Annotated in this window: 20 protein-coding genes; 11 read left to right on the plus strand and 9 right to left on the minus strand. The window is 49.8% G+C overall.

Features of this window, described 5'->3' with window-relative positions; genetic code table 11:
* Positions 1 to 52: 52 nt before the first annotated feature.
* A complete protein-coding gene (gene pnp, locus BUQ98_RS00350; protein WP_074211978.1) occupies positions 53 to 2,188 on the minus strand; it encodes a polyribonucleotide nucleotidyltransferase in 2,136 nt (711 codons plus the stop codon).
* A gap of 415 nt (positions 2,189 to 2,603) precedes the next feature.
* On the opposite strand from pnp, the gene prfC reads away from it, so the two are divergent.
* The 7 genes from prfC to BUQ98_RS00385 all read left to right on the plus strand — a co-directional run bounded on the left by prfC (position 2,604) and on the right by BUQ98_RS00385 (position 10,857).
* On the plus strand, positions 2,604 to 4,193 hold the full coding sequence (prfC, locus tag BUQ98_RS00355; protein ID WP_074211979.1) for a peptide chain release factor 3: 1,590 nt from the start codon (positions 2,604 to 2,606) through the stop codon (positions 4,191 to 4,193).
* A gap of 176 nt (positions 4,194 to 4,369) precedes the next feature.
* Positions 4,370 to 5,242 carry a TatD family hydrolase gene (locus BUQ98_RS00360; protein ID WP_371515099.1) on the plus strand — a complete coding sequence of 291 codons (873 nt, stop codon included), beginning with the start codon at positions 4,370 to 4,372 and terminating at the stop codon, positions 5,240 to 5,242.
* A 210-nt stretch (positions 5,243 to 5,452) separates the two neighbouring features.
* The gene (locus BUQ98_RS00365) at positions 5,453 to 6,739 is read left to right on the plus strand and encodes a NupC/NupG family nucleoside CNT transporter (RefSeq protein ID WP_074211981.1); all 1,287 of its coding nucleotides are present in this window, start codon (positions 5,453 to 5,455) and stop codon (positions 6,737 to 6,739) included.
* A 174-nt stretch (positions 6,740 to 6,913) separates the two neighbouring features.
* A complete protein-coding gene (locus BUQ98_RS00370) occupies positions 6,914 to 7,084 on the plus strand; it encodes a XapX domain-containing protein (RefSeq protein WP_074211982.1) in 171 nt (56 codons plus the stop codon).
* 368 nt (positions 7,085 to 7,452) lie between these two features.
* Positions 7,453 to 8,229 carry a deoxyribose-phosphate aldolase gene (gene deoC / locus BUQ98_RS00375; protein WP_074211983.1) on the plus strand — a complete coding sequence of 259 codons (777 nt, stop codon included), beginning with the start codon at positions 7,453 to 7,455 and terminating at the stop codon, positions 8,227 to 8,229.
* A gap of 64 nt (positions 8,230 to 8,293) precedes the next feature.
* On the plus strand, positions 8,294 to 9,625 hold the full coding sequence (deoA, locus tag BUQ98_RS00380; protein WP_074211984.1) for a thymidine phosphorylase: 1,332 nt from the start codon (positions 8,294 to 8,296) through the stop codon (positions 9,623 to 9,625).
* 11 nt (positions 9,626 to 9,636) lie between these two features.
* Positions 9,637 to 10,857: a phosphopentomutase gene (locus BUQ98_RS00385; protein ID WP_074211985.1), complete on the plus strand. Its 1,221-nt coding sequence runs from the start codon at positions 9,637 to 9,639 to the stop codon at positions 10,855 to 10,857.
* Between the two features lie 99 nt (positions 10,858 to 10,956).
* Here BUQ98_RS00385 and BUQ98_RS00390 read toward each other — a convergent pair whose 3' ends face one another.
* Positions 10,957 to 11,550, minus strand: coding sequence for an AhpA/YtjB family protein (locus tag BUQ98_RS00390; protein ID WP_074211986.1), 594 nt, complete (start codon positions 11,548 to 11,550; stop codon positions 10,957 to 10,959).
* Between the two features lie 131 nt (positions 11,551 to 11,681).
* On the opposite strand from BUQ98_RS00390, the gene serB reads away from it, so the two are divergent.
* Positions 11,682 to 12,656: a phosphoserine phosphatase gene (gene serB, locus BUQ98_RS00395; protein ID WP_074211987.1), complete on the plus strand. Its 975-nt coding sequence runs from the start codon at positions 11,682 to 11,684 to the stop codon at positions 12,654 to 12,656.
* Positions 12,657 to 12,680: 24 nt separating this feature from the next.
* Here serB and BUQ98_RS00400 read toward each other — a convergent pair whose 3' ends face one another.
* Positions 12,681 to 15,038: a PilZ domain-containing protein gene (locus tag BUQ98_RS00400; RefSeq protein WP_074211988.1), complete on the minus strand. Its 2,358-nt coding sequence runs from the start codon at positions 15,036 to 15,038 to the stop codon at positions 12,681 to 12,683.
* Between the two features lie 123 nt (positions 15,039 to 15,161).
* On the opposite strand from BUQ98_RS00400, the gene radA reads away from it, so the two are divergent.
* Positions 15,162 to 16,538 carry a DNA repair protein RadA gene (gene radA / locus BUQ98_RS00405; protein ID WP_074211989.1) on the plus strand — a complete coding sequence of 459 codons (1,377 nt, stop codon included), beginning with the start codon at positions 15,162 to 15,164 and terminating at the stop codon, positions 16,536 to 16,538.
* Positions 16,539 to 16,629: 91 nt separating this feature from the next.
* Here the strand turns inward: radA and BUQ98_RS00410 are convergent, their stop codons facing one another.
* From BUQ98_RS00410 to ettA, 3 genes are all read right to left on the minus strand, one after another.
* Positions 16,630 to 17,631, minus strand: coding sequence for a M23 family metallopeptidase (locus BUQ98_RS00410; RefSeq protein ID WP_074211990.1), 1,002 nt, complete (start codon positions 17,629 to 17,631; stop codon positions 16,630 to 16,632).
* Between the two features lie 49 nt (positions 17,632 to 17,680).
* Positions 17,681 to 18,061: a PilZ domain-containing protein gene (locus BUQ98_RS00415; RefSeq protein WP_074211991.1), complete on the minus strand. Its 381-nt coding sequence runs from the start codon at positions 18,059 to 18,061 to the stop codon at positions 17,681 to 17,683.
* Positions 18,062 to 18,256: 195 nt separating this feature from the next.
* A complete protein-coding gene (gene ettA / locus BUQ98_RS00420; RefSeq protein ID WP_074211992.1) occupies positions 18,257 to 19,924 on the minus strand; it encodes an energy-dependent translational throttle protein EttA in 1,668 nt (555 codons plus the stop codon).
* A gap of 277 nt (positions 19,925 to 20,201) precedes the next feature.
* Here ettA and sltY point away from each other — a divergent pair, with 277 nt between their 5' ends.
* Positions 20,202 to 22,208, plus strand: coding sequence for a murein transglycosylase (sltY, locus tag BUQ98_RS00425; RefSeq protein ID WP_254813853.1), 2,007 nt, complete (start codon positions 20,202 to 20,204; stop codon positions 22,206 to 22,208).
* 41 nt (positions 22,209 to 22,249) lie between these two features.
* On the plus strand, positions 22,250 to 22,570 hold the full coding sequence (trpR, locus tag BUQ98_RS00430) for a trp operon repressor (protein ID WP_074213533.1): 321 nt from the start codon (positions 22,250 to 22,252) through the stop codon (positions 22,568 to 22,570).
* A 59-nt stretch (positions 22,571 to 22,629) separates the two neighbouring features.
* On the opposite strand, the gene yjjX is transcribed toward trpR, so the two are convergent.
* The 3 genes from yjjX to BUQ98_RS00445 form a co-directional block, all read right to left on the minus strand.
* Entirely contained in the window at positions 22,630 to 23,145 is a 516-nt protein-coding gene (gene yjjX / locus BUQ98_RS00435; protein ID WP_074211993.1) for an inosine/xanthosine triphosphatase, read from the minus strand.
* Positions 23,093 to 23,989, minus strand: coding sequence for a sterol desaturase family protein (locus tag BUQ98_RS00440; RefSeq protein WP_074211994.1), 897 nt, complete (start codon positions 23,987 to 23,989; stop codon positions 23,093 to 23,095). The genes yjjX and BUQ98_RS00440 overlap by 53 nt, the downstream gene beginning before the upstream one ends.
* Before the next feature lie 227 nt (positions 23,990 to 24,216).
* Positions 24,217 to 25,149: a GGDEF domain-containing protein gene (locus BUQ98_RS00445; RefSeq protein WP_074211995.1), complete on the minus strand. Its 933-nt coding sequence runs from the start codon at positions 25,147 to 25,149 to the stop codon at positions 24,217 to 24,219.
* Positions 25,150 to 25,527: the final 378 nt, after the last annotated feature.

The following is a 25,527-nucleotide window of genomic DNA, read 5'->3' on the forward strand; positions in this document are numbered from 1 at the left end:
GTAAAAAAAAGGGGGCCTCAGCCCCCTTTATATCATGAATGACAGTACGACTCTAAGCGTCAGTACTTGATGCTTGTTCAGCAGGTGCTGCATCGTCTGATGGCTTCTCTGCTGTCGCTTCTTTCATGCTTAAACGGATGCGACCTTGGCGGTCAACTTCCAGTACTTTCACATCGACTTCTTGGCCGACTTCAAGGTAATCCGATACCTTCTCAACGCGTTGTTCCGCGATTTGAGAAATGTGGACCAGACCATCTTTTCCGCCAATCACAGAGACGAAGGCACCGAAATCAACAATACGCATCACCTTACCGGTATAGATACGGCCGACTTCAACTTCCGCGGTTAGTGCTTCGATACGTGAAATCGCATCTTTGGCTGCGTCACCGTCGGTCGCGGCAATCTTAACCGTACCGTTATCATCGATTTCGATGGTAGTACCGGTTTCTTCGGTCAGCTGACGGATCACTGCACCGCCTTTACCAATCACATCACGGATCTTGTCTGGATTGATGCTCATGGTATGAATGCGAGGAGCAAACTCAGAGATATCATCACGTGCAGAACCAATGGCTTGATCCATGACATCCAAGATATGCAAACGTGCGCCTTTGGCTTGATTTAGCGCGATTTGCATGATCTCTTTGGTGATCCCTTCGATCTTAATGTCCATTTGTAGAGCAGTGACACCGTCGTCGGTACCGGCCACTTTAAAGTCCATATCGCCGAGGTGATCTTCGTCACCCAAGATATCTGAAAGCACGACAAAGTCGTCACCTTCTTTCACTAGACCCATGGCAATACCGGCCACGGATTTTTTCACCGGTACACCAGCATCCATCAGCGCGAGAGAAGTACCACAGACAGAGGCCATCGACGAAGAGCCGTTTGACTCAGTGATCTCAGAAACCACACGTAACGTGTACGGGAAGTCGTCTTGGCTTGGCATTACCGCGGCAATACCACGCTTAGCAAGACGACCATGGCCGATTTCACGACGTTTTGGTGAACCAACAAAACCGGTTTCCCCGACACAGTATGGAGGGAAGTTGTAATGCAGCATAAAGCCTTCTTGGCGCTCACCCATGATCGAATCAATGGTTTGTGCATCACGCTGCGTGCCTAGGGTTGCGGTGACCAGTGCTTGTGTTTCACCACGGGTAAATAGTGCACTACCGTGTGTGCGTGGTAATACGCCCGTACGGACATCGAGGGCACGAACCATGTCTTTTTCACGGCCATCAATGCGCGGCTCACCGGCGATAATGCGACCACGAACCACGGTTTTTTCTAGGTCACCAAGCATGCCTAGGATTTCACGATCATTCAGGCTTTCGTCTTCGCTAAGCAGCGCAGCAACCACTTCTTGCTTCACCTGGCCAACTTGCTCGTAACGGGCCATTTTTTCAGTGATTTGATACGCCTGAGCCAACGGACCTTGTGCCATTTCTGCCACACGGGTTTGTAGGGCAGCATTCACTTCTGGTGCTTTCCAATCCCACGTAGGTGTGCCCACTTCAGCGGCAAATTCTTTAATCGCGTTGATCGCCACTTGTTGCTGATCGTGACCAAACATCACCGCTTGCAGCATTTGCTCTTCGCTCAGACGGTCCGCTTCTGATTCAACCATCAGTACCGCGCCTTCAGTCCCTGCAACCACGAGATCCAGCTTGCTTTCGTCGAGCTGGGCTGGACTTGGGTTCAGAACGAGCTCGTCATTGATATAGCCCACACGTGCAGAGCCAATCGGGCCGTTGAATGGAATACCTGAAATGGCCAGGGCTGCAGATGTACCCAGCATGGCGACAATGTCAGGGCTGACAGCGGGGTTGACTGAGACAACCGTCGCGATCACTTGCACTTCGTTTTTGAACGAGTCAGGGAAAAGCGGACGGATTGGACGGTCAATCAAGCGTGCTGTCAGAGTTTCTGACTCAGAAGGACGGCCTTCACGTTTGAAGAAACCACCTGGGATTTTACCCGCAGCGTAAGTACGCTCTTGGTAGTTGACGGTCAGAGGGAAAAAGCTTTGGCCTTCCGCCGCTTCTTTTTTACCGACGACAGAGACGAATACCGAGGTATCGTCCATGCTGACCATCACGGCACCATTGGCTTGGCGTGCCATGACGCCGGTTTCCAATGTCACAGTATGATTGCCGTATTGGAATGTTTTTACGATTGGATTCACAGATTATTTCCTTGTAGCTGAAGGGATAAATCGTCCGATTTATCTCACTAGTTGTCGGCTTTCAGCTGTTCACCATCGCGACTAATGAGAGCATACTGCTGATTGTTTGCGCTGGTTGGCAGTGTGCTGTCAATAGTCGCGACCGGATGGTCGACTTCGTTGACTGTGTTACAGCTGAAAGTGGCGCTAATTATACACGTGCTTCACCGATAACGACACCACAGGGCGGTCAATTGGCAACATTTGTGATGTGTTTGGCAAGCGGCGACGACCTTAACGTGCACAGATAACAGTGCCAAGTCAGATTTGTGAATTGAAGCTGGCCACAAGATCAGCGAAAATACGCCACCTTTGTGATTCACCTCCTCAGTTGGCGCCTGATTGCCGCCTGAATCAAACAAGAAGATAACTTGCTATGTCAAATACACCGCTGCAACAGGAAGTTGATAAACGACGCACCTTTGCGATTATCTCGCACCCCGATGCGGGTAAAACCACCATTACTGAAAAAGTGCTTTTATTTGGACGTGCCATTCAAACTGCTGGGACCGTCAAGGGCCGAGGCTCTAAACAGCATGCGAAATCTGATTGGATGGACATGGAAAAAGAGCGGGGGATCTCGGTGACCACCTCGGTGATGCAGTTCCCATTCAACCACTGTTTAGTCAACTTGCTTGATACCCCAGGGCATGAGGATTTCTCGGAGGATACGTATCGTACCCTGACCGCGGTTGACTCTTGTCTAATGGTGATTGACGCAGCAAAAGGGGTGGAGGATCGTACCCGTAAGCTGATGGAAGTGACACGGCTACGTGATACGCCGATCATCACCTTTATGAACAAACTTGACCGTGATATCCGCGACCCAATGGAGCTGCTCGATGAAGTAGAAAGTGAGCTCAATATCGCGTGTGCGCCGGTATCTTGGCCGATTGGCTGTGGAAAAGGTTTCCAGGGTGTGTATCACATCCACCGTGATGAAAGCATTCTTTATCAGTCTGGTCAGGGGCATAAAATTCAGGATGCGCGTATTATCAAAGGATTGGGCAACCCTGAATTGGATGACGCTATTGGTGCTGACATTGCGCAAGATTTACGTGATGAGCTGGAGTTGGTGATGGGTGCGTCACACGAGTTTGATCATGAGCTATTTTTAAGCGGTGAATTAACGCCCGTCTTCTTTGGTACTGCGCTGGGTAACTTCGGTGTCGATCATATGCTGGATGGGTTGACTGAGTGGGCACCTAAGCCGATGGCACGTCCAACCCACGATCGTGAGGTGAGTGCCAATGAAGAAAAATTCTCAGGCTTTGTGTTTAAAATTCAAGCCAATATGGATCCTCGCCATCGCGACCGCATTGCCTTTATGCGGATTGTTTCCGGTAAGTATCAACAGGGGATGAAGCTACGCCATGTGCGTTTGGGCAAACAAATCAATATCTCTGATGCCGTGACCTTTATGGCCGGAGACCGGTCTCGTGCAGAAGATGCTTTCGCCGGTGATATTATTGGTCTGCATAATCATGGCACCATTCAAATTGGCGATACCTTTACCCAAGGGGAAGATCTTAAATTCGCTGGGATCCCTAATTTTGCGCCTGAGCTATTCCGCCGTATTCGCCTTAAAGATCCGTTGCGTCAAAAGCAGCTGCTTAAAGGTTTGATCCAGCTCTCGGAAGAGGGCGCGGTGCAAGTATTCCGTCCGATGCAGTCGAACGACTTAATTGTTGGTGCTGTGGGTGTGCTACAGTTTGACATGGTGGTAGCACGCTTGAAGGCAGAGTACAACGTGGACGCGCTGTATGAGCCCGTTAATGTGGCGACCGCCCGTTGGGTTGAATGTGATGATGAGAAAAAGCTGGATGAATTCCAACGTAAAAACCAAGCGAACCTCGCGCTAGATGGTGGTGATAACCTGACTTACATTGCCCCAACCATGGTTAATCTCAATCTGACCCAAGAACGTTTCCCTGATATTGATTTAAGGGCGACGCGCGAGCACTAATCGGGTGTGAACGCGAGGCTGGTCGAAAGAAACCAAGCGCGCTGTTGCAACGCCGTCTTATGCGCTCAACCAATGTGATACTGCCGTCTGTATTCAGGCGGCTTTTTTATCGCACACGTTTTACAAAGCAAGGAGGCCGAGGATGATAACGCGTATAAAATACTGGGTGGCACGTTATGATGCGTGGTGCCAGCGAATGGGGCTTACTCCAGACAATCGCCGCAGTTGTGTGCCCATCAAGCGTTCAGAAAAAACACAAACAACACCAACGTCCCAGTATGATTGATACCCATTGCCATTTTGATTTCTCTCCGTTTCGCGAGGCGCCAGATCAATATTGGCAGGATGCGCGTGAAAGCGGCGTGACTCGTATGGTGGTGCCCAGTGTTAGCTCCCTCAACTGGGATACCGTGATCCACCTAACGACGCAGTTCGCCGGGCTTTATGCGGGGCTTGGCCTCCACCCGTGTTTTTTAGAACAGCATCCAGATAATAGCCTTGACGCTTTGACGCGCCGATTAGACAAACGTCCTCGTACTTGTGTTGCTGTAGGAGAAGCTGGCCTTGATTTTGTTGCTGCCGATACCGCGCCGCAACAAGCCCGACAGCAAGCGCTATTGGAGGGGCAGTTATGGCTGGCACGTCATTACGGCCTTCCTATCATTTTACACAGCCGCAAAGCACATAATCAGCTGTTACAAATGGTGAAGGCCTTTCCCGGTGTACGTGGTGTCCTCCACGCATTTAGTGGCAGTGAACAACAAGGTAAACAATTTATCGATGTCGGCTTGATGTTAGGGGTTGGAGGCACAGTCACCTACCCACGCGCCAACAAGACACGCCGAGCGATCGCCCAGCTACCGCTCGAGCATCTTGTCCTGGAAACCGATGCCCCCGACATGCCACTCGCCGGATTTCAAGGAAAACCGAACACCCCAGCTCAGGTCTCACGCGTCGCCGATGCCGTTTCTTGCTTAAAAAGCTGTGACAGAGATCATCTCGTGTTCGAAACATCAGGCAATGCTGAAAGAATGTTTGGCTTTAATTAAGCGCGAACACGCGCCAGACAAACGTTTGCGGTTGCATAAGCTCACAAAACTAGATCAAAGTCATACTTATTGATGCATTGCAAAATAGTTTTACAGCGAACTGTGATTGGAATATTACTTTGATATGACTCGCATGCGTATAATCCCTCCCTGGAAACCAAATTCCACTTTGTCGAGACGCCAACTTTTTACTTTGAGGATGCCAATACTATGAGCCTGCTGATGAGCGTGATCGGGATGGTTGTACTGCTAGGGATAGCGGTTCTTCTTTCTGATAACCGCAAAGCCATTAACCTCCGTACCGTGGGTGGCGCATTCGCTATCCAACTCTTTTTCGGTGCTTTCGTACTGTATGTCGATGTCGGACGTGACATTCTTTACGGTGCATCACAATACGTTGCTAACGTCATCTCATACGGTGACGAAGGGATCAGCTTCATCTTTGGTGGGCTGGTTTCTAACAAGATGTTTGAACTGTTCGGTGGAGGCGGTTTCGTCTTCGCACTGAAAGTGCTACCAGTTATTGTTTTCTTCTCATCACTGATCAGTGTGCTTTACTACCTGGGTATTATGCAGGTTGTGATTAATGTACTGGGTGGTGGTCTACAAAAAGCGCTAGGTACCTCACGTGCCGAGTCAATGTCAGCGACCGCTAACATTTTTGTGGGTCAAACAGAAGCGCCTTTGGTCATTCGTCCCTTCGTCCCTCGCATGACTCAGTCAGAACTGTTCGCTGTAATGTGTGGTGGCCTTGCCTCTGTAGCGGGTGGTGTTTTGGCCGGTTATGCATCAATGGGTGTTCCCCTTGAATACCTGATTGCCGCATCATTCATGGCAGCACCGGGTGGTCTGTTGTTTGCCAAAATCATCAAGCCTGAAACTGAAGAGCCTGTTGAGCAAATGGCCGACGCGACGGCAGAAGGCGTTGAAAAGCCAGCGAACGTGATTGACGCGGCTGCAGGCGGTGCATCTTCAGGTATGCAATTGGCGCTCAACGTCGGTGCAATGCTATTGGCATTCATCGGCTTGATTGCCCTGATTAACGGCATGCTTGGCGGTATCGGTGGCTGGTTCGGTTACCCAGATGTGACGCTGGAGCTGATCCTCGGTTACTTGTTTGCCCCATTCGCGTTCCTGATTGGTGTGCCATGGGAAGAAGCCGTTGTTGCGGGCTCTTTCATCGGTCAAAAGATCGTGGTTAACGAATTTGTTGCTTACCTCAACTTTACTCAGTACTTGGGTGACAATGCACAAGTGGTTGCGGCAACAGGCCTTGAGATGACTGAGAAAACTAAAGCAATCATTTCTTTCGCATTGTGTGGTTTTGCTAACTTATCATCCGTTGCTATCTTGCTTGGTGGCTTGGGTGGCCTGGCGCCAAACCGCCGTCCAGAGATTGCACGCTTTGGTGTTAAAGCCGTGGTTGCCGGTACTTTATCTAACTTGATGGCTGCGACCATTGCCGGTCTATTTGTAACGCTGACAATGGCGGGTTAATCGTCTAAACGCGATAGCACAGAATGTTATCCAAAGTGTTATGCAAAACGCCACACAGGCTACCTGTGTGGCGTTTTTTTATGACACAACTCCGCATGGTATGCTCAGCTCCCGTGCTTGCTGAGTGGGTGTATACTCAGTGGTAGAAGCCAGTTAATAGAATAAGGTAACGGTATGCAGGAAGTCCTTCTCGCCCTTGTGGCCGGCTTTTTAGTCGGCATGTTGTTTAGCGCTATAAAACTTCCGATCCCTGCGCCACCCGTGTTATCAGGAATCATGGGGATTGTGGGTGTCTATTTGGGAGGGGTTGGCTATCAATGGATAGTGGCGCGCTTTTTCAGTTAAAAATGATTGATTCCACTCAGCAACAGTGTATTTTTCAACAGAAACGGTAAAATCTAGTTTTGCTGAAACGGCGTTGGTAAAATAAGTGAACGCCGTCAAAGTTTGCTGGCGCCACAATCCTTATTTTCCTCTTAATGGTTAGCAACAGGTGTGGCTAGCCTCAATCGAAAGTATCCAACGGTGGAACCGCAAATACCTAGGTGTTTGCACGCGGCAACAAGGATGGTTGGTTGAAGGCGACGCGATGTCCAGCCTCAAACTTCATGGAGCCAAGTCCGCTGAACAGCAACCGCATAATATTCACGGTTGTGAACACAGTGGCCAACCCAATACCTGTTTGGCAAAAGAATGAGGACTGGAGATATCCAATGAACGAATTACAAACCGCGGCCCTACGCGCATTGAAACTGATGGATCTGACCACACTGAACGATGATGACACCGATGAAAAGGTGATCAGCCTGTGCCAGAACGCTAAAACCGCCGTGGGCAACACCGCAGCGATTTGTATCTATCCGCGTTTTATTCCCATCGCTAAGAAAACCTTGCGTGAGCAAGGGACGCCTGACATACGTATTGCGACGGTGACCAACTTCCCTCATGGCAATGATGATATTGAAATTGCCGTGGCAGAAACCAAAGCCGCGGTCTCTTATGGTGCCGATGAAGTGGATGTGGTTTTCCCATATCGTTCACTGATCGCGGGTGACGAGCGCACTGGTGCTGAGTTGGTTAAACAGTGTAAAGCTGCGTGTGGTAGCGACGCCCTGCTTAAAGTGATCATTGAAACGGGTGAACTGAAAACCGAGGCACTGATCAAGCGCGCCTCTGAGATTGCCATTGATGCAGGCGCTGACTTTATCAAAACCTCCACGGGGAAAGTGGCGGTGAATGCCACCCCAGAAGCGGCGGAGATTATGCTCAATGTGATCAACGATAAAGGGGTGGCGGCTACCGTTGGCTTTAAGCCTGCGGGTGGCGTGCGCACCGCGGAAGACGCGCAGCAGTACTTAGCGATGGCTGACCGTATTCTCGGCGAGCAATGGGCCGACAGCCGTCACTACCGTTTTGGTGCTTCTAGCTTGCTGGCAAACCTGTTGCACACCTTAGGTGAAGGTGAAAAAGCAGCGGAAGGCGGATACTAACCGTTGATTGTCACTCGACACCCGGGCAAGGCGAGCCTTGCCCATTTGCCGGTAAGGAGGAAGCATGATCTTACCTCAAGAGATTATTCGTAAAAAACGTGACAACCTTGCGTTGAGCAAACAAGAAATCGATGCGTTTATTCACGGTGTGGCCGATGAGTCGGTCTCAGAAGGGCAAATTGCCGCGTTTGCGATGGCGATTTACTTTAATGACATGACCATGGATGAGCGAGTGGCACTGACCTGTGCGATGCGCGACTCTGGCATGACCTTAGATTGGTCTCACATGCAATTTGATGGCCCTGTGGTTGATAAGCATTCAACCGGTGGGGTGGGCGATGTCACCTCACTGATGTTGGGGCCCATGGTCGCCGCCTGTGGTGGCTATGTGCCGATGATCTCAGGTCGCGGTTTGGGCCACACTGGCGGCACGCTGGACAAACTGGAGTCAATTCCTGGTTATAACATCATGCCAAGCAACCAAGTGTTTGGTGATGTGACCCGCGATGCCGGTGTGGCGATTATCGGACAGACGGGCTCATTGGCACCCGCCGACAAGCGGGTCTATGCCACCCGTGATGTTACCGCCACGGTAGATAATATTTCCTTGATCACCGCGTCGATTTTATCGAAAAAACTGGCTGCAGGCCTGGATGCTTTGGTGATGGACGTCAAGGTCGGATCGGGTGCGTTCATGCCGACGTATGAAGACTCAGAGGCATTGGCCAAATCGATTGTGGGTGTGGCGAACGGTGCTGGCACTAAAACCAGTGCGTTGTTGACGGACATGAACCAAGTCTTAGCATCGTCTGCGGGCAATGCCTTGGAAGTGAAAGAAGCGGTCGACTTTTTGACTGGTCGTTACCGTAACCCACGCTTGTACAATGTGACCATGGCATTATGCGCGGACATGTTGGTGGTGAGCGGGTTAGCGACCGATGTGAATCAAGCAAAACAAAAACTGGATCAGGCACTGGATAGTGGTCGCGCTGCCGAGTGCTTTGCCAAAATGATCGCAGGGCTCGGTGGGCCAGCAGACTTTGTTGAGTCACCGGCGCAACACTTGGCCACTGCATCCGTGATTAAGCCTGTCTATGCCGAGCGATCAGGCATCGCCAGTGCCATGGATACACGGGCATTGGGCATGGCTATTATAGAAATAGGTGGCGGCCGTCGGGTTGCCAGCGATAAAATTGATTATGCCGTTGGGTTGAACGAAATGATTCGTCTGGGGCAACCAGTGGATGAGCACACCCCGCTCGCCATGCTCCACGCTCAAACTGAAGAGCAATGGCAACAAGCGGCGAATGCGGTGCGAGCCGCAGTAAAAATAGCTGATGAGGCGCCAAGTGTCACGCCAGACGTGTACCGTCGCATCAGCTTACAAGACGTCTAATGGAGGCGATCATGAAACGCGCAATTATATTAGTTTTAGACTCATTTGGTATTGGTGCCACTGAAGACGCCGTCAAATTTGGTGATCAAGGGGCAAATACCCTAGGTCACATCGCACAAGCTTGTGCGAAAGGCGAAGCGGATAACGCTGATCGCCAAGGCCCATTGTCTTTGCCTAACATGACCAAGTTGGGTTTGGGCAAAGCGTGTGAAGAGTCGTCAGGGTATTTCCCGGAAGGCTTAGATTCACATGCAGAAATTATCGGTGCCTACGCGCATGCCAAAGAGCTTTCCTCTGGTAAAGACACCCCATCGGGGCACTGGGAGATTGCCGGTGTACCTGTACTGTTTGAGTGGGGCTATTTCTCCGATCTGACTAATAGTTTTCCACAAGCGTTGCTTGATAGCATTGTTGAGCGTGCGGGAATACCTGGCTACCTTGGTAACTGCCATGCATCGGGCACGCAAGTGCTGGACGACTTGGGCGAAGAGCACATGAAAACCGGTAAGCCGATTTTTTACACCTCGGCAGATTCTGTGTTCCAGATTGCTTGCCACGAAGAGACTTATGGCTTAGACAATTTATACGAGCTATGCCAAATCGTGCGCGAAGAACTGGAAGACTACAACATTGGTCGTGTCATTGCGCGTCCATTTGTGGGCACCGGGAAAGGGCAATTTGAGCGTACCGGTAACCGTCGCGATTTGTCTGTCGAGCCACCTTCGGCAACCGTGCTACAGAAGCTGGTTGAGGAGAAAGGTGGAGACGTGATTTCCATTGGTAAGATTGCTGACATTTATGCACATTGTGGCATCACCAAGAAAATCAAAGCCACTGGCTTAGAGGCGCTCTTTGATGCGACTAAAGATGCGATCAAAGACGCGGGCAACAATAGCTTGGTGTTCACCAACTTTGTTGATTTTGACTCTGCGTACGGTCACCGCCGTAACGTTGCAGGTTATGCGGCGGCACTCGAATACTTTGACCGCCGCTTGCCAGAAATTATGGCCATGCTCGAAGAAGACGATGTGTTGCTGCTAACCGCTGACCATGGTTGTGACCCAACCTGGCCAGGTACGGATCACACTCGTGAGCATATTCCGGCTCTGGTCTATGGTAAAAAAGTGCCTGCGGGCTCGTTAGGTCGTCGTGATACCTTTGCTGATATTGGTCAGTCTTTAGCGCATTACTTCGATATTTCACCGATGGATTACGGGAAATCATTTCTGTAATTCACCTCTTAGGTGAATACAATAAAAAGAGATGGCGAGTGCCATCTCTTTTTTTATCGGGTGTTGTCGTATCACCGATACCACTCAGGCTGGTGGTGGCTACCAAGGAAGCCAACGTGATCGATTGTCCCCTCGTGTAAGCATTCTCATCAGCAAAGCGCCAAGCAAGAGTGCAACACCAATGAGTGCCCGATATTCGGTCATACTGGATTGGAGCTGTTGTTTGGCATTATCGATAACTGACTGGTGCTCGATGGTTAGGCGTAAAAAACCGATCACATCCCCGTCTCGGCTAACTGGCGTCATCAGTTGTTGTCGTCCTTGGCTTTCGAGTCCAAGCGGCGTGGTTAAACCAACGGCGGTTTCAAGCGGCAGTGCATGGGTTGAACGGACAACAGGGCTACCATTGAGTTGGTAGAAGCTCGCATCACGAATAAGTGGCTCGGCCGCTAGCTGATCAGCCATGGTTTGTAATGGCTGATAATTCTTATCCACTAGTGCATCATAAGCTTGGGCGCCAATTTGACGGGTCATCAATTGTGCTAATTGATCGGTTTGTTGGTAGAGTGCTTGATACTGTTTCTGGCTCAAGGTAATGCTATAGAGCATCAAGGCAGCGACGGCACTGAGTGCACTGACTAGCACGCCCCACTTAGTGATTCGCCGTAGCGCTTTGCGTGAAATTGAAAACATACCTACCTCAAAGCCATATTTGCGGGAGTAATTAGCACTGGAGCTTAATAGGGTATTTATGGTATCACAGCCACATCTTGATTGATTCATTGGCCAAGCTCGCTTGGCAACCGAAAAGGAAGACGTTGACCATGGATAAGGCCAAACCTTTGGCAATTTACCGTTCATCGCGACTGTATCGTCGCTTTCCTACTATCACCCAGACTCACCCATACCGTCGCCGCCTTGGCGGCTGGATACTCTTTGGTGATGCTATTGATCCTCTCCAATTAGACGATATTACTTTTTTTACTGGCCAAGATATTGAAGTCTTGGATGCGTGGTGTGTCGGCCCTTATCAGGTCTTATTGATGCATGGTGAGCTAACTGACGATCACCGAACCGTCATTGATGCACTCGGGTTAGATTGTGCGGATCTCAGAGCGTTACCCGATTTAAACAAACCAGGCTTGGCGGTCTTTGATATGGACTCAACGGCCATTGCGATAGAATGTATTGATCAAATGGCCGCGTTAGCCGGCGTAGGCGAGCGGGTATCAGCGGTCACTGAGCGTGCGATGTTAGGTGAGCTCGATTTTGAAGCCAGTTTACGCCAGCGGGTCGCCACGCTAAAGGGCACCGATGTGTCGGTATTGGATTCAGTGAAAGCCAATTTACCTTTAATGCCTGATATGGCTGAGCTAGTAACCAGTTTAAAAGCACACGGTTGGTATGTTGCGATAGCATCAGGCGGCTTCACGCATTTCTCTGACCATCTTCAAAGCCAATTAGGGCTTGATTATGCAGAGTCAAACCAGTTAGGGATCCAAGGTGACAAGCTGACTGGTGAGGTGGAAGGAACCGTTGTGGATGCGCAGCGCAAAGCCGATATTTTAACCATGCTTGCTCAGCAGTATGACATCGCGCCAGAAAATACCCTCGCGGTTGGCGATGGTGCGAACGATCTGATCATGATGGAAGCAGCAGGATTAGGTATTGCTTATCACGCTAAGCCCACAGTGAACGCGAAAGCGCAAACGGCAGTAAAGCACGGTGGATTAGGAGGCGTACTTTGTGTGCTCTCTGCTAGCCTTCGTGATAGTAGGATTAGTTGGCAGCCACGCTAGAAGGCTACGCCGGTAAGTTACGGTTTACCGACCTAGGCGCATCAGTACTTCGTCGGTAACATCCACCAGCTCTCCGTAAGCGCATAGCGCGACAAACTCATCTTCTAGTTGTCGTGCTTTGTGGGTATCACGTTTTAATAACGCCGATAACTGCGATGAGTCAATGTCTTGTTCGGCATGTACGAGCGGAGTCATTCGGTTACGCAGTACGGCAAACACCCCACCTTTTTGTGCCAGTTGAATGAACTTGCGCCTTGCGTCATCCGATTCAAATTCGCTATCGGCGAAAGTATGCACTGCACGTACCTTGTCCTTCTGCATATCTATCCAGATAAAATATTCGCGTACCAACTCCTTGAGAGGTTGGGATGGCCGGGTGACTTCATGCGTTCGGGTTAAAATTTTATCGCCAAAAACAGGGTAAAATGACATTTTCCGGCCGCCTCCCGTGCGTTCAAGCAAGCGATGTAAGCGGCTAGGAGGCAGGTTTATTCCAACTGCTGGTACAGAGAGCACACCGTTGTCGCGACGGACAAAATAGGGCTGCACCGTCAAGCGGGTCAGCAGCAACTGGTGCATGGCCCAGACAAGAGGAGGATCGGGCAAGCGTTCATCAAGCACTGTCAACTTATCCTGATTATGCTCAATCAAACGACGCAGGTACTGGCGACGTCGTGTATTGGGAGACTCAGCGGTCAGTTTTAGCTGGATATTATCACGCTTGGGGCTAACTCGGATGACCTGATAGGGCATGTCAACCAGAGGGGCCCGCGGGTCGATATGGATAAAGGCATCAAGCGATATAGAAACGAGATCATCTCTGGCTCCTAGGAAAGGTTGCTTGAGCTTCAGATTGAGGCCCCCTGAGGAAAAGTCGACCAACTGGCCTTTCAGCGCTCCCTGTTCAGGATGGATGAGAGAGACCTCAGATCGATAGGCATATCGGGGCTCTCGGCGTTGAGGCTGGCGGTCTGAAGAGATTAACTGCGCACGGCAGACTGGGTTACGTTCATGTAAAAAGCGGCGTAGCACTTGGCTTGAGCATTGAGGTTTGGGATGAGCTAAATAGCTGTGGTTGCTATCAGAGTGGGTGACATCTTGCACCAGCGCCACGTGGGTCAGGGTATTGAGTGTATTTAACCAATCAGGAGACACATCTTGGAGTCGCTCAATGTCGCTGGTATTAATCGCCGACATGGTGACTTTAAATACACGCCAAGATCCCCGCTTGGCACCTATTTGCCAAAAGAGTTGGCGCTCTTCCTCGCTCATTTCACTGGGGGAGGCGGAGTAGAAAAAACGCTGTTTGTTTTTATCCACATAAAAGCAGTACAGCAAAAGCTGGCTGGTAGACGCCCCTTCAACTTGCAGCAATGACAAACGCTGTGAATCAAAAATATGGTTGATCACCGGTTGATTTCGGCTATCGTGCCAATAAGCCCAAAGCTCCTGGTTTTGCCGCGTTTGCAGGACGTACTCAAGTTTGTTTTGTGCAAAATAGAGTGGCAATACGCTGGTGTGGTGCAAAAAGGATTGTTCGTAGCTTTGTAGCTTTAAAGTAAGCAGTTTATCTTCGCCATCATGTTTGCCTTTAAAGTCAGGCGAGGTCATCTCAGATTCGAGTGCCTGCTTAATGGCGTCACTACTGGTATCAAGCCGCAATCTCAGCCAGACATTACTTGTCGATTCCTTATTGTCATCGACGCCAATAATCCGATAACTTAATCCTTGTTCAAGGTCGGGATCGGGATATTTCTGCGCAAGTGTGATGAACCGAACGACAACCTCAGAGCTGGGTGGATAATCAAAAGCGGCAGGTACTCTCACGCGGCAGCCTGAGTTTGATAAGTCGCTAGTCACACCATGGACTTCATGGCCAGAGTTCAGTGTGATCAGTACTTGCGTGGCGAAATGGATACGGCTTTCACTGCGTGATAAGTAGCGACCAAACGTTAATTTTTCTGGTAATAAAGTCGAGTGCGCTGATTGATTAACCGGCCCTTGCTCTTGTTGTTGGGTGTATTTTTCTTGCTCGTGTTTCACGCGAAAATTATTGGGCGTATTGTGCAAATCTTCCCACAACCCTTGCGTGAGCTGTCCGTTATACATGGGAAGCCGGTCATAATAGCGGTTAATCGCCACATCATCGAGCCAGTGCTTTTTGCCATGGAGTTCGTACTGATGGCACTCTCCATCGACTTTACCACGGAGATCGATAGTTCGGTTGCATGGGGCCATCAGCCGTCTGATCTCCATTTTGATCAGAAGCTTGGCTGAGTTGGGCTCGTTAGCGGTCAGCTTATCGAGCAACACCTCAAATTTTGGGGTTTGGGACAGAGGAAGCAGTTGCTCAATCAATCCCTGGTAATCATCCTGCTTCATGGCAAAGTCTGTTAAAGTGATCGTCCGCTTTCTTAGCGGCTCGTCCCCTAAAAAGTGTTGGAATAATTAATAAGATAGCAATCATTCTGTGAGTTAGCTGACATCATACGTATTGGAGAGCGAATGGCAAAAACAAAACGGGCCTACGTGTGTAATGACTGTGGAGCGGATTTTCCGCGCTGGCAAGGACAATGCTCTGCATGTGGGGCGTGGAACACGATTACCGAAGTGAGACTGGCTGCGTCGCCCCAAGTCGCACGTAATGAAAAATATGCTGGTTATGCCGGAAGTGCCGAGAGCACAGTCCAAACCCTGCAGGACATCAATCTGCAAGAGGTGCCACGTCTTAGCAGTGGCTTTAAAGAGTTAGATCGTGTGCTGGGAGGTGGCATTGTGCCCGGTGCTGCGATATTAATTGGCGGTAATCCTGGTGCGGGTAAAAGCACCTTGTTATTGCAGACGATGGTTGGCTTGGCGCAACATCTGCCGACACTCTATATCACGGGGGAAGAATCGCTTCAGCAAGTGGCTATGCGTGCTGATCGGCTTGGGTTGCCGAAAGATAAGCTCAAACTCTTGTCTGAAACCGGTGTGGAAACCATCTGCCAGGTGGCAAAAAAAGAGCAGCCCAAGATCATGGTGATTGACTCCATCCAAGTGATGCATGTGGCCGATGTACAATCGGCACCGGGGAGCGTTGCGCAAGTTCGTGAGTCGGCCGCCGCCCTCACTCGGTATGCCAAACAACACAATGTGGCTATTTTTATGGTGGGGCACGTGACCAAAGACGGCTCTTTAGCCGGCCCCAAAGTACTGGAGCACTGCATTGACTGTTCGGTGCTCTTGGATGGCTCGAACGACAGCCGTTTTCGGACGTTACGCAGCCATAAAAACCGGTTTGGCGCAGTGAATGAGCTGGGTGTCTTTGCGATGACAGGGCAAGGGCTGAAAGAAGTCAGTAACCCATCGGCCATTTTCCTCTCTCGTGGAGAAGAACAGACATCCGGTAGCTCAGTCATGGTGGTCTGGGAAGGCACACGCCCATTATTGGTCGAGCTACAGGCGCTGGTGGATTATTCGCAATTATCGAACCCACGCCGTGTCGCGGTCGGCCTAGAGCAAAATCGATTAGCGCTACTATTGGCGGTTCTACACAAGCATGGCGGGCTGCAAATGTCAGACCAAGATGTGTTTGTCAATGTCGTTGGTGGGGTCAAAGTGACGGAGACCAGTGCGGATCTTGCTTTGTTACTGGCTTTGATCTCCAGCTTTCGAGATCGCCCGCTGCCGAGAGAGTTAGTCGTGTTTGGTGAAGTGGGGCTGGGTGGGGAAATCCGTCCGGTTCCGAGCGGCCAGGAGCGATTGATGGAAGCGGCTAAACACGGTTTCAAAAAAGCGGTGATCCCCAAAGCTAATATGCCTAAACACACGATGGAAGGGATGGCCGTTTATGGTGTCAGTAAATTATCGGACGCCTTGGATGTGTTAGAGGACCTATAAGGTAAAAGGCCCAGTTGATGGGCCTAATATCGGGTGGGCGCGGTCAGTGTTAAATGAGATCAGTATTAAACGAGAGAAATCCGCCTAGGCGCTACATCGAAACTTTACTCGGCACCGCCTCACTGGTCTCGCGTTGTTGTGCGGTGCTTAACGGCGGTTCAGGATCGGGCATATTGGCAACTTGTACCTGTGTTTCAACCAGGTTCTCCACCACGGCAACTAAATGGCCCCAGCTCACCCGCTTTTCATTTTCTAGCAAGGTATCAAACTGATCGGTGCTCCATTTGATGAAGCGGCGAGGATCAAGGGCTCGCCCTAAAAACCGCACTTCATAATGGAGATGTGGGCCCGTTGATAAGCCCGTGTTACCCGACCAGGCCACTAAGTCCCCCTTTTTGACAAATTGACCACTGCGTACATTAAATTTATCCAAATGTGCGTACAGGGTCATAAAGCCAAAGGCATGATCTATCTTTACAAAGTTGCCATAGCCTTTTCGTCGACTGGGACGTACGTATTCCACCACACCGTCTGCGGGGGCATAGACGGGGGTACCAATGTCCGCGGTTAAATCTAACCCCATATGGAATTTTTCTTTACCCGTGACAGGGTGGGTTCTGGAACCATAACCTGATGAGCGGCGGTAACTTTCTATGGGCTTGCCGTTGGGGATCAGTTGGAGCATGGTATAGCGTACGGCGGAATTGATGGCGGCTACATCCAGGCGATGAGTCAGTGATGCATCTTTAGCAACCGATTGTAGCCCTAGCATGTCTTCCACGGTAACAACCCGTTGAGTGATCGCCGTGAGCTCGACATCTTTGTTTTCAATCGTTTGTGATAGTTCATCGCGTTTTTGCTCTAACATCGCGACTTCGTTATTTAAGACAGCGCGCTCTTGGCGCAGGCGATCGACTGCCGCTTCGGCTTCGGTTGAGCGCGCAGACAGTAAATACAGGCTGGCAAAGGTGACGGTGAGCACGGCCAATAAGACTAACGCGAAGGTCTGCACTACCTTTTTCCGGGTAGGACAAAGCGTAAAGTGCTTCACACCGTTAGGGTGGGTGATGGCAATGTGGATATGGTCTGTCATGACTGGTTACTGCTAGCCTGCATTTTATACCGCCCATGACCGTGCGGGACTAAGACTCGGGTTCCGCTATATGGTCAGCTAATTGCGCCAGCTCACGATGCAGAAGCGCATCGTTACCAACGTTAAGTTCAACGAGCCTTTTTAAATGACTGGCGCTATCAATGTCAATGTGATCGATATAAAGATGGAGGTAATTCTCGCAGTTATTGACGAGAATGCAGTCCATGTCTAATTCCACATCAGAGTCATGCAGATAAAAAACAAGCAAAAACTTCTCGTGCTCGGGATCCGATTGCCAATTATCCGGACGAGTCAATAACACCCCTTTTAGTGAGAGGTCAAGCACATGTGCGTGCCATTCTTGCTCGTCTTGCTTGAGTATCGCCGGCGCACGATACATCACGCGGGAAAATTTTCTACGCTCTGGCATGATGGCGTCTCCTCACTTGACTATGTCCAGTGTAGGTGATGTACAACGTGCCACGTCGTCATTTACTGCTCAGTATCAGTTTTGAAACAGTTTTCCCGGTTTTTTGGTCTAGGAACAGGCGGGGGTACGGTTTACCACCACCGGAAACTGAGACGAATAAGGGCAGCGGATGCTGCCCTTATTCATACGTATACCTTATTTGGTCACACGCTTATATTTGATGCGATGTGGCTCAGCAGCCTGTGCCCCTAAGGTTTTCTTCAACCAATCGGTATATTCAGCGAAGTTCCCTTCAAAGAAGTTAACTTGGCCTTCGTCTCGATAGTCAAGAATATGCGTCGCAATACGGTCGAGGAACCAGCGGTCGTGTGAGATCACCATCGCGCAGCCTGGGAACTCAAGCAGTGCTTCTTCAAGCGCTCGCAAGGTTTCCACGTCCAAGTCGTTGGTCGGTTCGTCAAGCAACAGCACGTTACCGCCAGCTTTCAACAGCTTAGCAAGGTGGACGCGGTTACGTTCACCACCCGATAAGTCGCCAATGCGCTTTTGTTGATCGCTGCCTTTGAAGTTGAAGCGAGAGACATAAGCCCGCGCGGGTAACTCAAAGTTATTAATGCGAATAATATCTGCGCCTTCTGAAATCTCATCATAGACAGTTTTGTTATCATCCATGCTGTCGCGGAACTGGTCTACTGACGCCAGTTGTACGGTATCGCCAACATCCACGGTGCCTGAATCTGGCTGCTCGGTGCCGCTTAGCATTTTAAACAGCGTTGACTTACCCGCACCGTTTGGACCGATGATCCCGACGATCGCGCCTTTAGGTACACTGAATGAGAGATCATCGATTAAGACACGATCACCAAATGATTTAGTGAGGTTATTCACTTCAATCACTTTGTCACCTAATCGAGGGCCTGGTGGTATGAATAGTTCGTTGGTCTCATTCCGGCGTTGGTAATCCGAGGTGTTCAACTCTTCAAAGCGTGCCATACGTGCTTTGGATTTCGCTTGGCGACCTTTGGGGTTCTGACGTACCCACTCAAGCTCTTTCTCGATGGTTTTTTGGCGCGCTTTTTCTTGTGATGCTTCTTGCTTTAAGCGGACATCTTTTTGCTCAAGCCATGAGGTATAGTTCCCTTCCCATGGGATCCCTTCACCTCGGTCAAGCTCGAGGATCCAGCCAGCCGCGTTATCCAAGAAGTAACGGTCGTGGGTAATTGCAACCACGGTGCCGGTATAGTCGACCAAGAAGTGCTCAAGCCATGCCACGGATTCAGCATCCAAGTGGTTGGTTGGCTCATCAAGTAGCAGCATATCTGGCTTCTCGAGCAGCAAGCGACAAATTGCCACACGGCGACGCTCACCGCCAGAAAGAGTCTTGATTTGAGCATCCCATTCGGGCAGGCGGAGTGCATCAGCAGCACGCTCTAGCGCATTGTCAAGATGATGACCGTCTTTGGCTTGGATCAGCGCTTCGAGTTCACCTTGCTCTTGGGCTAAGGCGTCGAAATCGGCGTCAGGATCAGCATAGGCTGCATAGACAGCGTCAAGGCGTGTCAACGCATCCTTCACATCAGAGACGGCTTCTTCAACGGTTTCACGCACCGTTTTGCCTTCGTCAAGGGCTGGCTCTTGCGGGAGGTAGCCAATTTTAATGCCAGGTTGCACACGGGCTTCACCCTCGATGTCGGTATCGATACCGGCCATGATGCGCAATAAACTAGATTTACCGGCCCCGTTGAGACCCAGAACACCAATTTTGGCGCCAGGGAAAAAACACAAAGAAATATCTTTAAGAATTTGACGCTTAGGTGGCACGATCTTGCTCACCTGCGACATGGTATATACGTACTCAGCCATTTCCGCTCACGTTAATCGTTGTGGTGTAAAAGACGCTATTCTAACGTTAACTTTGCCAAGTTTAACAGTGATTGTCATATTCGGTCGGTAATATAGCGCCGTAACGCGAGTAACCTCTGTCATGCATTGAGGGAATTTGCCTGCAGGATTGTTGTCTACTCGGTGTCACATAGCAATCTCGTGTTATACATAGTATTCAGATCTTACGTATTCAGATCTAAGTATTCAGAGCCAAAGATAACCCTTGGTGTCTCATACAGTAGGAGCGACCTTTGACATGGAACGATTTCTCGCATTGTCCGGGCCCACACGCGTAGCATGCAGTGCTGCACGTCGTCGTGTCCGTGCCTTCTCCACCATGCTTATGTCGGGGCTGGTACTGACCTTTGGGGCCTCTGCCCCCGTTGCGTTTGCCTCCGCGAACCCAGACAGTGGCCAAATGACCCCTGAGCAACGCCAATATGAAGCCGCGATTGATGCAATCGAAAGCGGTGAGTTACAACAGTTTCATCGGCTAAAGGCGCAGTTACGCGACTATCCGCTTTATCCTTATCTCGACTATCGTGATTTCACCCGCAACCTTGCCAAAAAATCGCACCCATCCGTCACCAATTTTATTCAGCGCTATGCCACGATGCCATTCGCGAATAGCTTACGTGCGGATTACCTCACCTTGCTGGCGGACAGAAAGGATTGGAAAACGTTGGTCGCGTTCCAGCCTGACGTGCCTCGCGGTGAGCAATATCAGTGTCAATATTATTATGCACACAGCCAAGCAGGTAATCAGGCTTTAGCCCGCAGTGGTGCGAAATCTTTGTATTTATCGGGCCAATCGGTTGATGATCGGTGCGATCCCTTATTTGGCTTTTTATCTGATCAAGGGTTGCTGACCGGTGATTTAATTTTACAGCGCATGTTATTGACGTTCGAGGCGCGTAACCGCAGTTTAATGCGCTATCTACAACGTCAGTTGCCAAATAATGATCGTGCCTTGGGCAAGCAAATTCTGGCGTTATATGATGCGCCTGAGCAAGTGGCTGATTTTTCAAAGCGCAGTAAAGTGACCCCTTTTAATCAAAAGCTCACCCGTCTGACATTTGAGCGCTTAGCTCGCAAAGATGAAGAGCAGGCCGTTCGCCATTATCGCCGCACCGTGGAAGGACAGCATTACGACACACGTGAACGACAAGACATTGCTGATTATTTAATTGGTCAATTAATGAATGACGATGAGCCGGCTTTGGCTGGCTGGCGAGATCGGATGCTCCGCCAAACCGACGATGATGGTTTATTGGAGCGACGGTTTCGTCTGGCACTGGTCGATGGTGATTGGCACGCACTTAATCAATGGATCACGTTACTCAGTGATGATGCCAAGCAGTCATTAAAATGGCGTTACTGGCAAGCACGGATCAAGCTGGAGCTGGGCGATAGTATGTCTGCGAATCAAGCCTTCGCCACCATGCTGGATGAGCGTAATTTTTATAGTGTCGCGGCAGCGCAGCATTTAGATAAACCGATTTATATTCCTTCGCGTACGGCGGTGTTAAAAGAGGCGGGCTTAATGCCTGTCAATGATGTGTTGGCGCGAGTGAATGAGTTGATTGCCTTAGATAAAGTCTATGCAGCCAAGCGTGAATGGTATTACGTGTTGCAGCGAGCCAGTGGCGAGCAAATTGCGTTACTTGCTGCCTATGCCCATCAAAATCACTGGTATCACTTGGCCGTTCAAGCCACGATTGCAGGGAAAATGTGGGATCATTTATCGCTGCGCTTCCCCTTGGCTCACCAGTGGTGGTTTGAATTTTTCAGCCGAGAGCGAGGTGTCGACAAAACTACGCTGATGGCATTATCGCGTCAAGAAAGTGCCTTCTTTACCCGAGCGGTGTCCCACGTGGGCGCAAGAGGGTTGATGCAGCTGATGCCTCGCACTGCGCGTGAGACGTCACGACAATTAGGGTTCGATTATCAAGGACCTGCAAGTTTAAGCGATCCTGGCGTGAATATTCGTCTTGGTAGTGGCTATTTAAAAATGATGTTGGATCGCTTTGATAGCAACCGAATTCTAGCGTTTGCCGCTTATAACGCGGGCCCTCATCGAGTAACAAGATGGCTCGGCCGTTCTGACGGGCATATGGACGCGATTGCGTTTATTGAATCAATCCCCTTTTATGAAACCCGGCATTATGTACAGAACGTGCTGATGTTTGATATTTACTATCGTCAGCTTCTCGGGGAGCCCGTGCAATTTTTAAGAGCGCACGAGTTAGCGCAGCGCTATTAATGTTACAATCGCAACCATCACGTAAAGAGCGAGAGGAATCCATGTCGCAATCGCCTGCATTTTCTGGTTGGCAAGATGTTATCGCGCTAGTGCGCCGCGCTGGAAAAGACGATAATGATGATGCCTTGTTGACGGCATTACTGACCCCCGATGAGCGAGATACCTTGGTGGCTCGGATTAATATTTTGCATGAATTGTTAGAAGGGCGAATGAGCCAACGCCAGCTTAGTCAATTGCTGGGAGTAGGGATTGCCACCGTCACCCGAGGCTCTAATGAGTTAAAGCGAATGGATGACGAAACCAAAAACTGGTTGGCAGATCTACTCAAACGTGAAGCTGAGCAATCTAGCTCGTCCACATAGCAACCTGTGAGTTAATCCAATAAAAAGCGGAGCCAACTGGCTCCGTTTTTTTATGGGCGCTAGCGATATAAGTGTGGGTGCATAAACGGGATCAGCGCCATGATTAGCGCTTGATGGTAAACACTTGAACGAGTAAGCCGATGCCCAGTGAGCATGCCAATCGCCCCACCTTTCTGCTTAACATTCTGTGTGGCAAACATCCTGTCCATCACATTGCCAAGCTCTTCGCCTTGATGCAGAGCGTCTAACGCTTCTGGGGGCAGAGGCAGTGAGGCAGAACGCGCTTCACCTTGCGTAGTCCCATCATCTATCACCATCCATGCGAAAGTGTGCTGACCGTCTAAGCCAGCTTCTACCCCGACGTAAACATCCCCATCGTACTTCGCTTTGGCATGACGAACGCGGTTACATGCTCCAGCATAGGTTTCTTGTGCTGTCATCGGTTGATCGGGCACATCACTGGGGACGGAGACCCCTATGAAGGTGAAAAGGGTGTCAGGGAATACATCATGAAATGCGGCTTCAACGGCGGACACTTTGGCGGGGTTTTTCGATGTGACTATTACTCGAGTCATGCGCCCAACTCTCCTTATTATTTTGGTAGGCGCGCTGGAGTATACGCCAACGAAAAGGTAAACGCAGCATCCCTATAATGTGACTCGCATCATTGGCTTGAGAGATTTCTTTTAAGCCAATTCGCATGCCGTGGTGGCCTTTACGCGGTTGAGACACATACGTATGAAACCAACGATCCCAGCAAGATAAATTGAACCCATAATTGGCGTTGCACTCGTGAAACCGCGTGGAATGATGCACGCGGTGCATGTCTGGCGTGACGATGAGGTGACGCAACCACACATCAATATGTTTGGGTAAGCGGACGTTGCTATGGTTAAACATCGCCATGCTACTGAGAAGTGTTTCAAACAGGATAACCCCGAGTACTGGCGCACCAAGCACAGCGACAAGGGTGCACTTTATGAGCATTGAGAGCCAAATTTCCACTGTATGAAAGCGCGCGCCGGTTGTGACATCAATATCCATATCGGCGTGATGGACCAAATGTAGTCGCCACAGCCATGGAACCTGGTGAAATAGCTTGTGTTGATACCAAATTGCCATATCCATCAGGACAAGCGTGAAAAGTACCGCTGCCCAAAGCGGTAGCGATAGCTGATTAAACAGCCCAAACCCAGTCTCACTAACCAAACTGGCGATAGCGACAGCAGAAAGCGGGGCGAATAGCCGTAACGTCAGCGTATTGAACACCGTGAGTGCAATATTACCACGCCAGCGTTCCCGACGTGTTCGGGTCAGTTTGCGCTTTGGCCATTGCCACTCGGCGACTAACATGACGACTAATACGAGCACGAACAGGCTCAGTCGAAACCCGGCTTCGTGTGTTTCAATCCAGTTCATGGTTGCTCCTTTTTAAACACATATTACGCGATAAAACGCTCTCACTGGTGCTCAAGGTGATGGCTCAACCTTATCACGTGGATGAAGTCTATATTGCGCAGGTGATAATGGACATGCGGCAATGCGAAAATAGGTGGGAGAAAGGACTACAGAGGTTGGCAGCAGCGCAACAATAGGCATTGAATTGGCGTCGCAAGAAAGTGGTGATTATCGCGAGTCGCGGGTCTCTACGGCCAGTCATAGCACACTTGATTACGGCCTGACTGTTTGGCTTTATATAGTGCGTTATCCGCGTGCTGGATAATGTCGTCCACATGGCGGATTGTGCTGCTAGAAAGTGCGCAGCCTGCACTGACGCTGACATTATGCCACTTGGCTTGCCATAAAAAACCTTCGTGATGGACTTGTAGACAAATATCGTTGGCTAGTTGAGCCGTTTTTTGGGGAGAGCTATTGGGTAAAAAGATCGCAAATTCTTCACCTCCCCAGCGTGCACAGCAGGTATCCGTCGTGGTTAATTGTCGTAATTGACCAGCGATTTGAACGAGTAGTCTGTCACCGGCCACATGCCCCAAGGTATCATTCACTCGCTTAAAACGATCAATATCGAGTAAAATGACGCCCATTGTGTGGGTCTTTTCTTGATGTTTAAGCCATGCGTTGACGCCACGTCGATTACTGAGCTGTGTCAGACTATCCGTCAATGATGCGTGGGTTGTTTCTTCCAACGAGGTTTTGAGCTGGTGGATATCACGAAGCACCACAATATGCCAATCGGGATTGGGCGCCACATCAACTTGTGCTGTTACGGCATACCAGCGTTGTGTGCCATCAGCATGGGAGATTAAGGCGGGTAATTCAGCGGTACGTTCGCCTTGTATTTGTGCACGATGCACCACTTGGTGCCAATGTGAGATCACTTCTTGACGGTAGAGAGGATCTGGGTAGGCCTTATCAAACCAACTATAAATATCGGGCATTGTGTCCAACGTATACCCGAGTTGATGCTTAAAAGCACGATTAAAAAATACATGTGCGCGATTACCGTCTTCAACATTGTCACTCACGATCCCTTCTGAAATCAGTAGAGGCAAGGGCACGATGTCGAGAGCATCAAAAAAATACTGCTTTAATTGGTCTAGTGATGCGGCTTTATTCAAAGGACCCTCCTACCTGAGCAACCAGTCATGATGCTGCCTATCAATATTTTATTCTCGGATGAACATCAAGGTAAGGCGACCAGCCAATCCCTTTAGAGTTTGCCGGTTTACACTGAAAAATAACTATCGAAAAACACTTACCATTAAGCATAGACAGAATTTCGCCTCTCAGCGGTATGTCTTGAAGTGCTTGCGTACGATCATTTTGGGGATATAAAACGAAAAAGAATAAGTTATTACAATAAAAGTGTTTTTCATGTCACATCATTTGCATAGAGATGTAACATAACGGTTAATTTTTGCTGGGTTTGTTCAATTAATTAGATCTCTTGCTCTAAAAACAAGGCACAAGATCACGTTTCCACCAATAGCTTGTTT

The organism is Salinivibrio sp. ES.052 (assembly GCF_900141775.1).
In the GTDB taxonomy this organism is placed as follows: domain Bacteria; phylum Pseudomonadota; class Gammaproteobacteria; order Enterobacterales; family Vibrionaceae; genus Salinivibrio.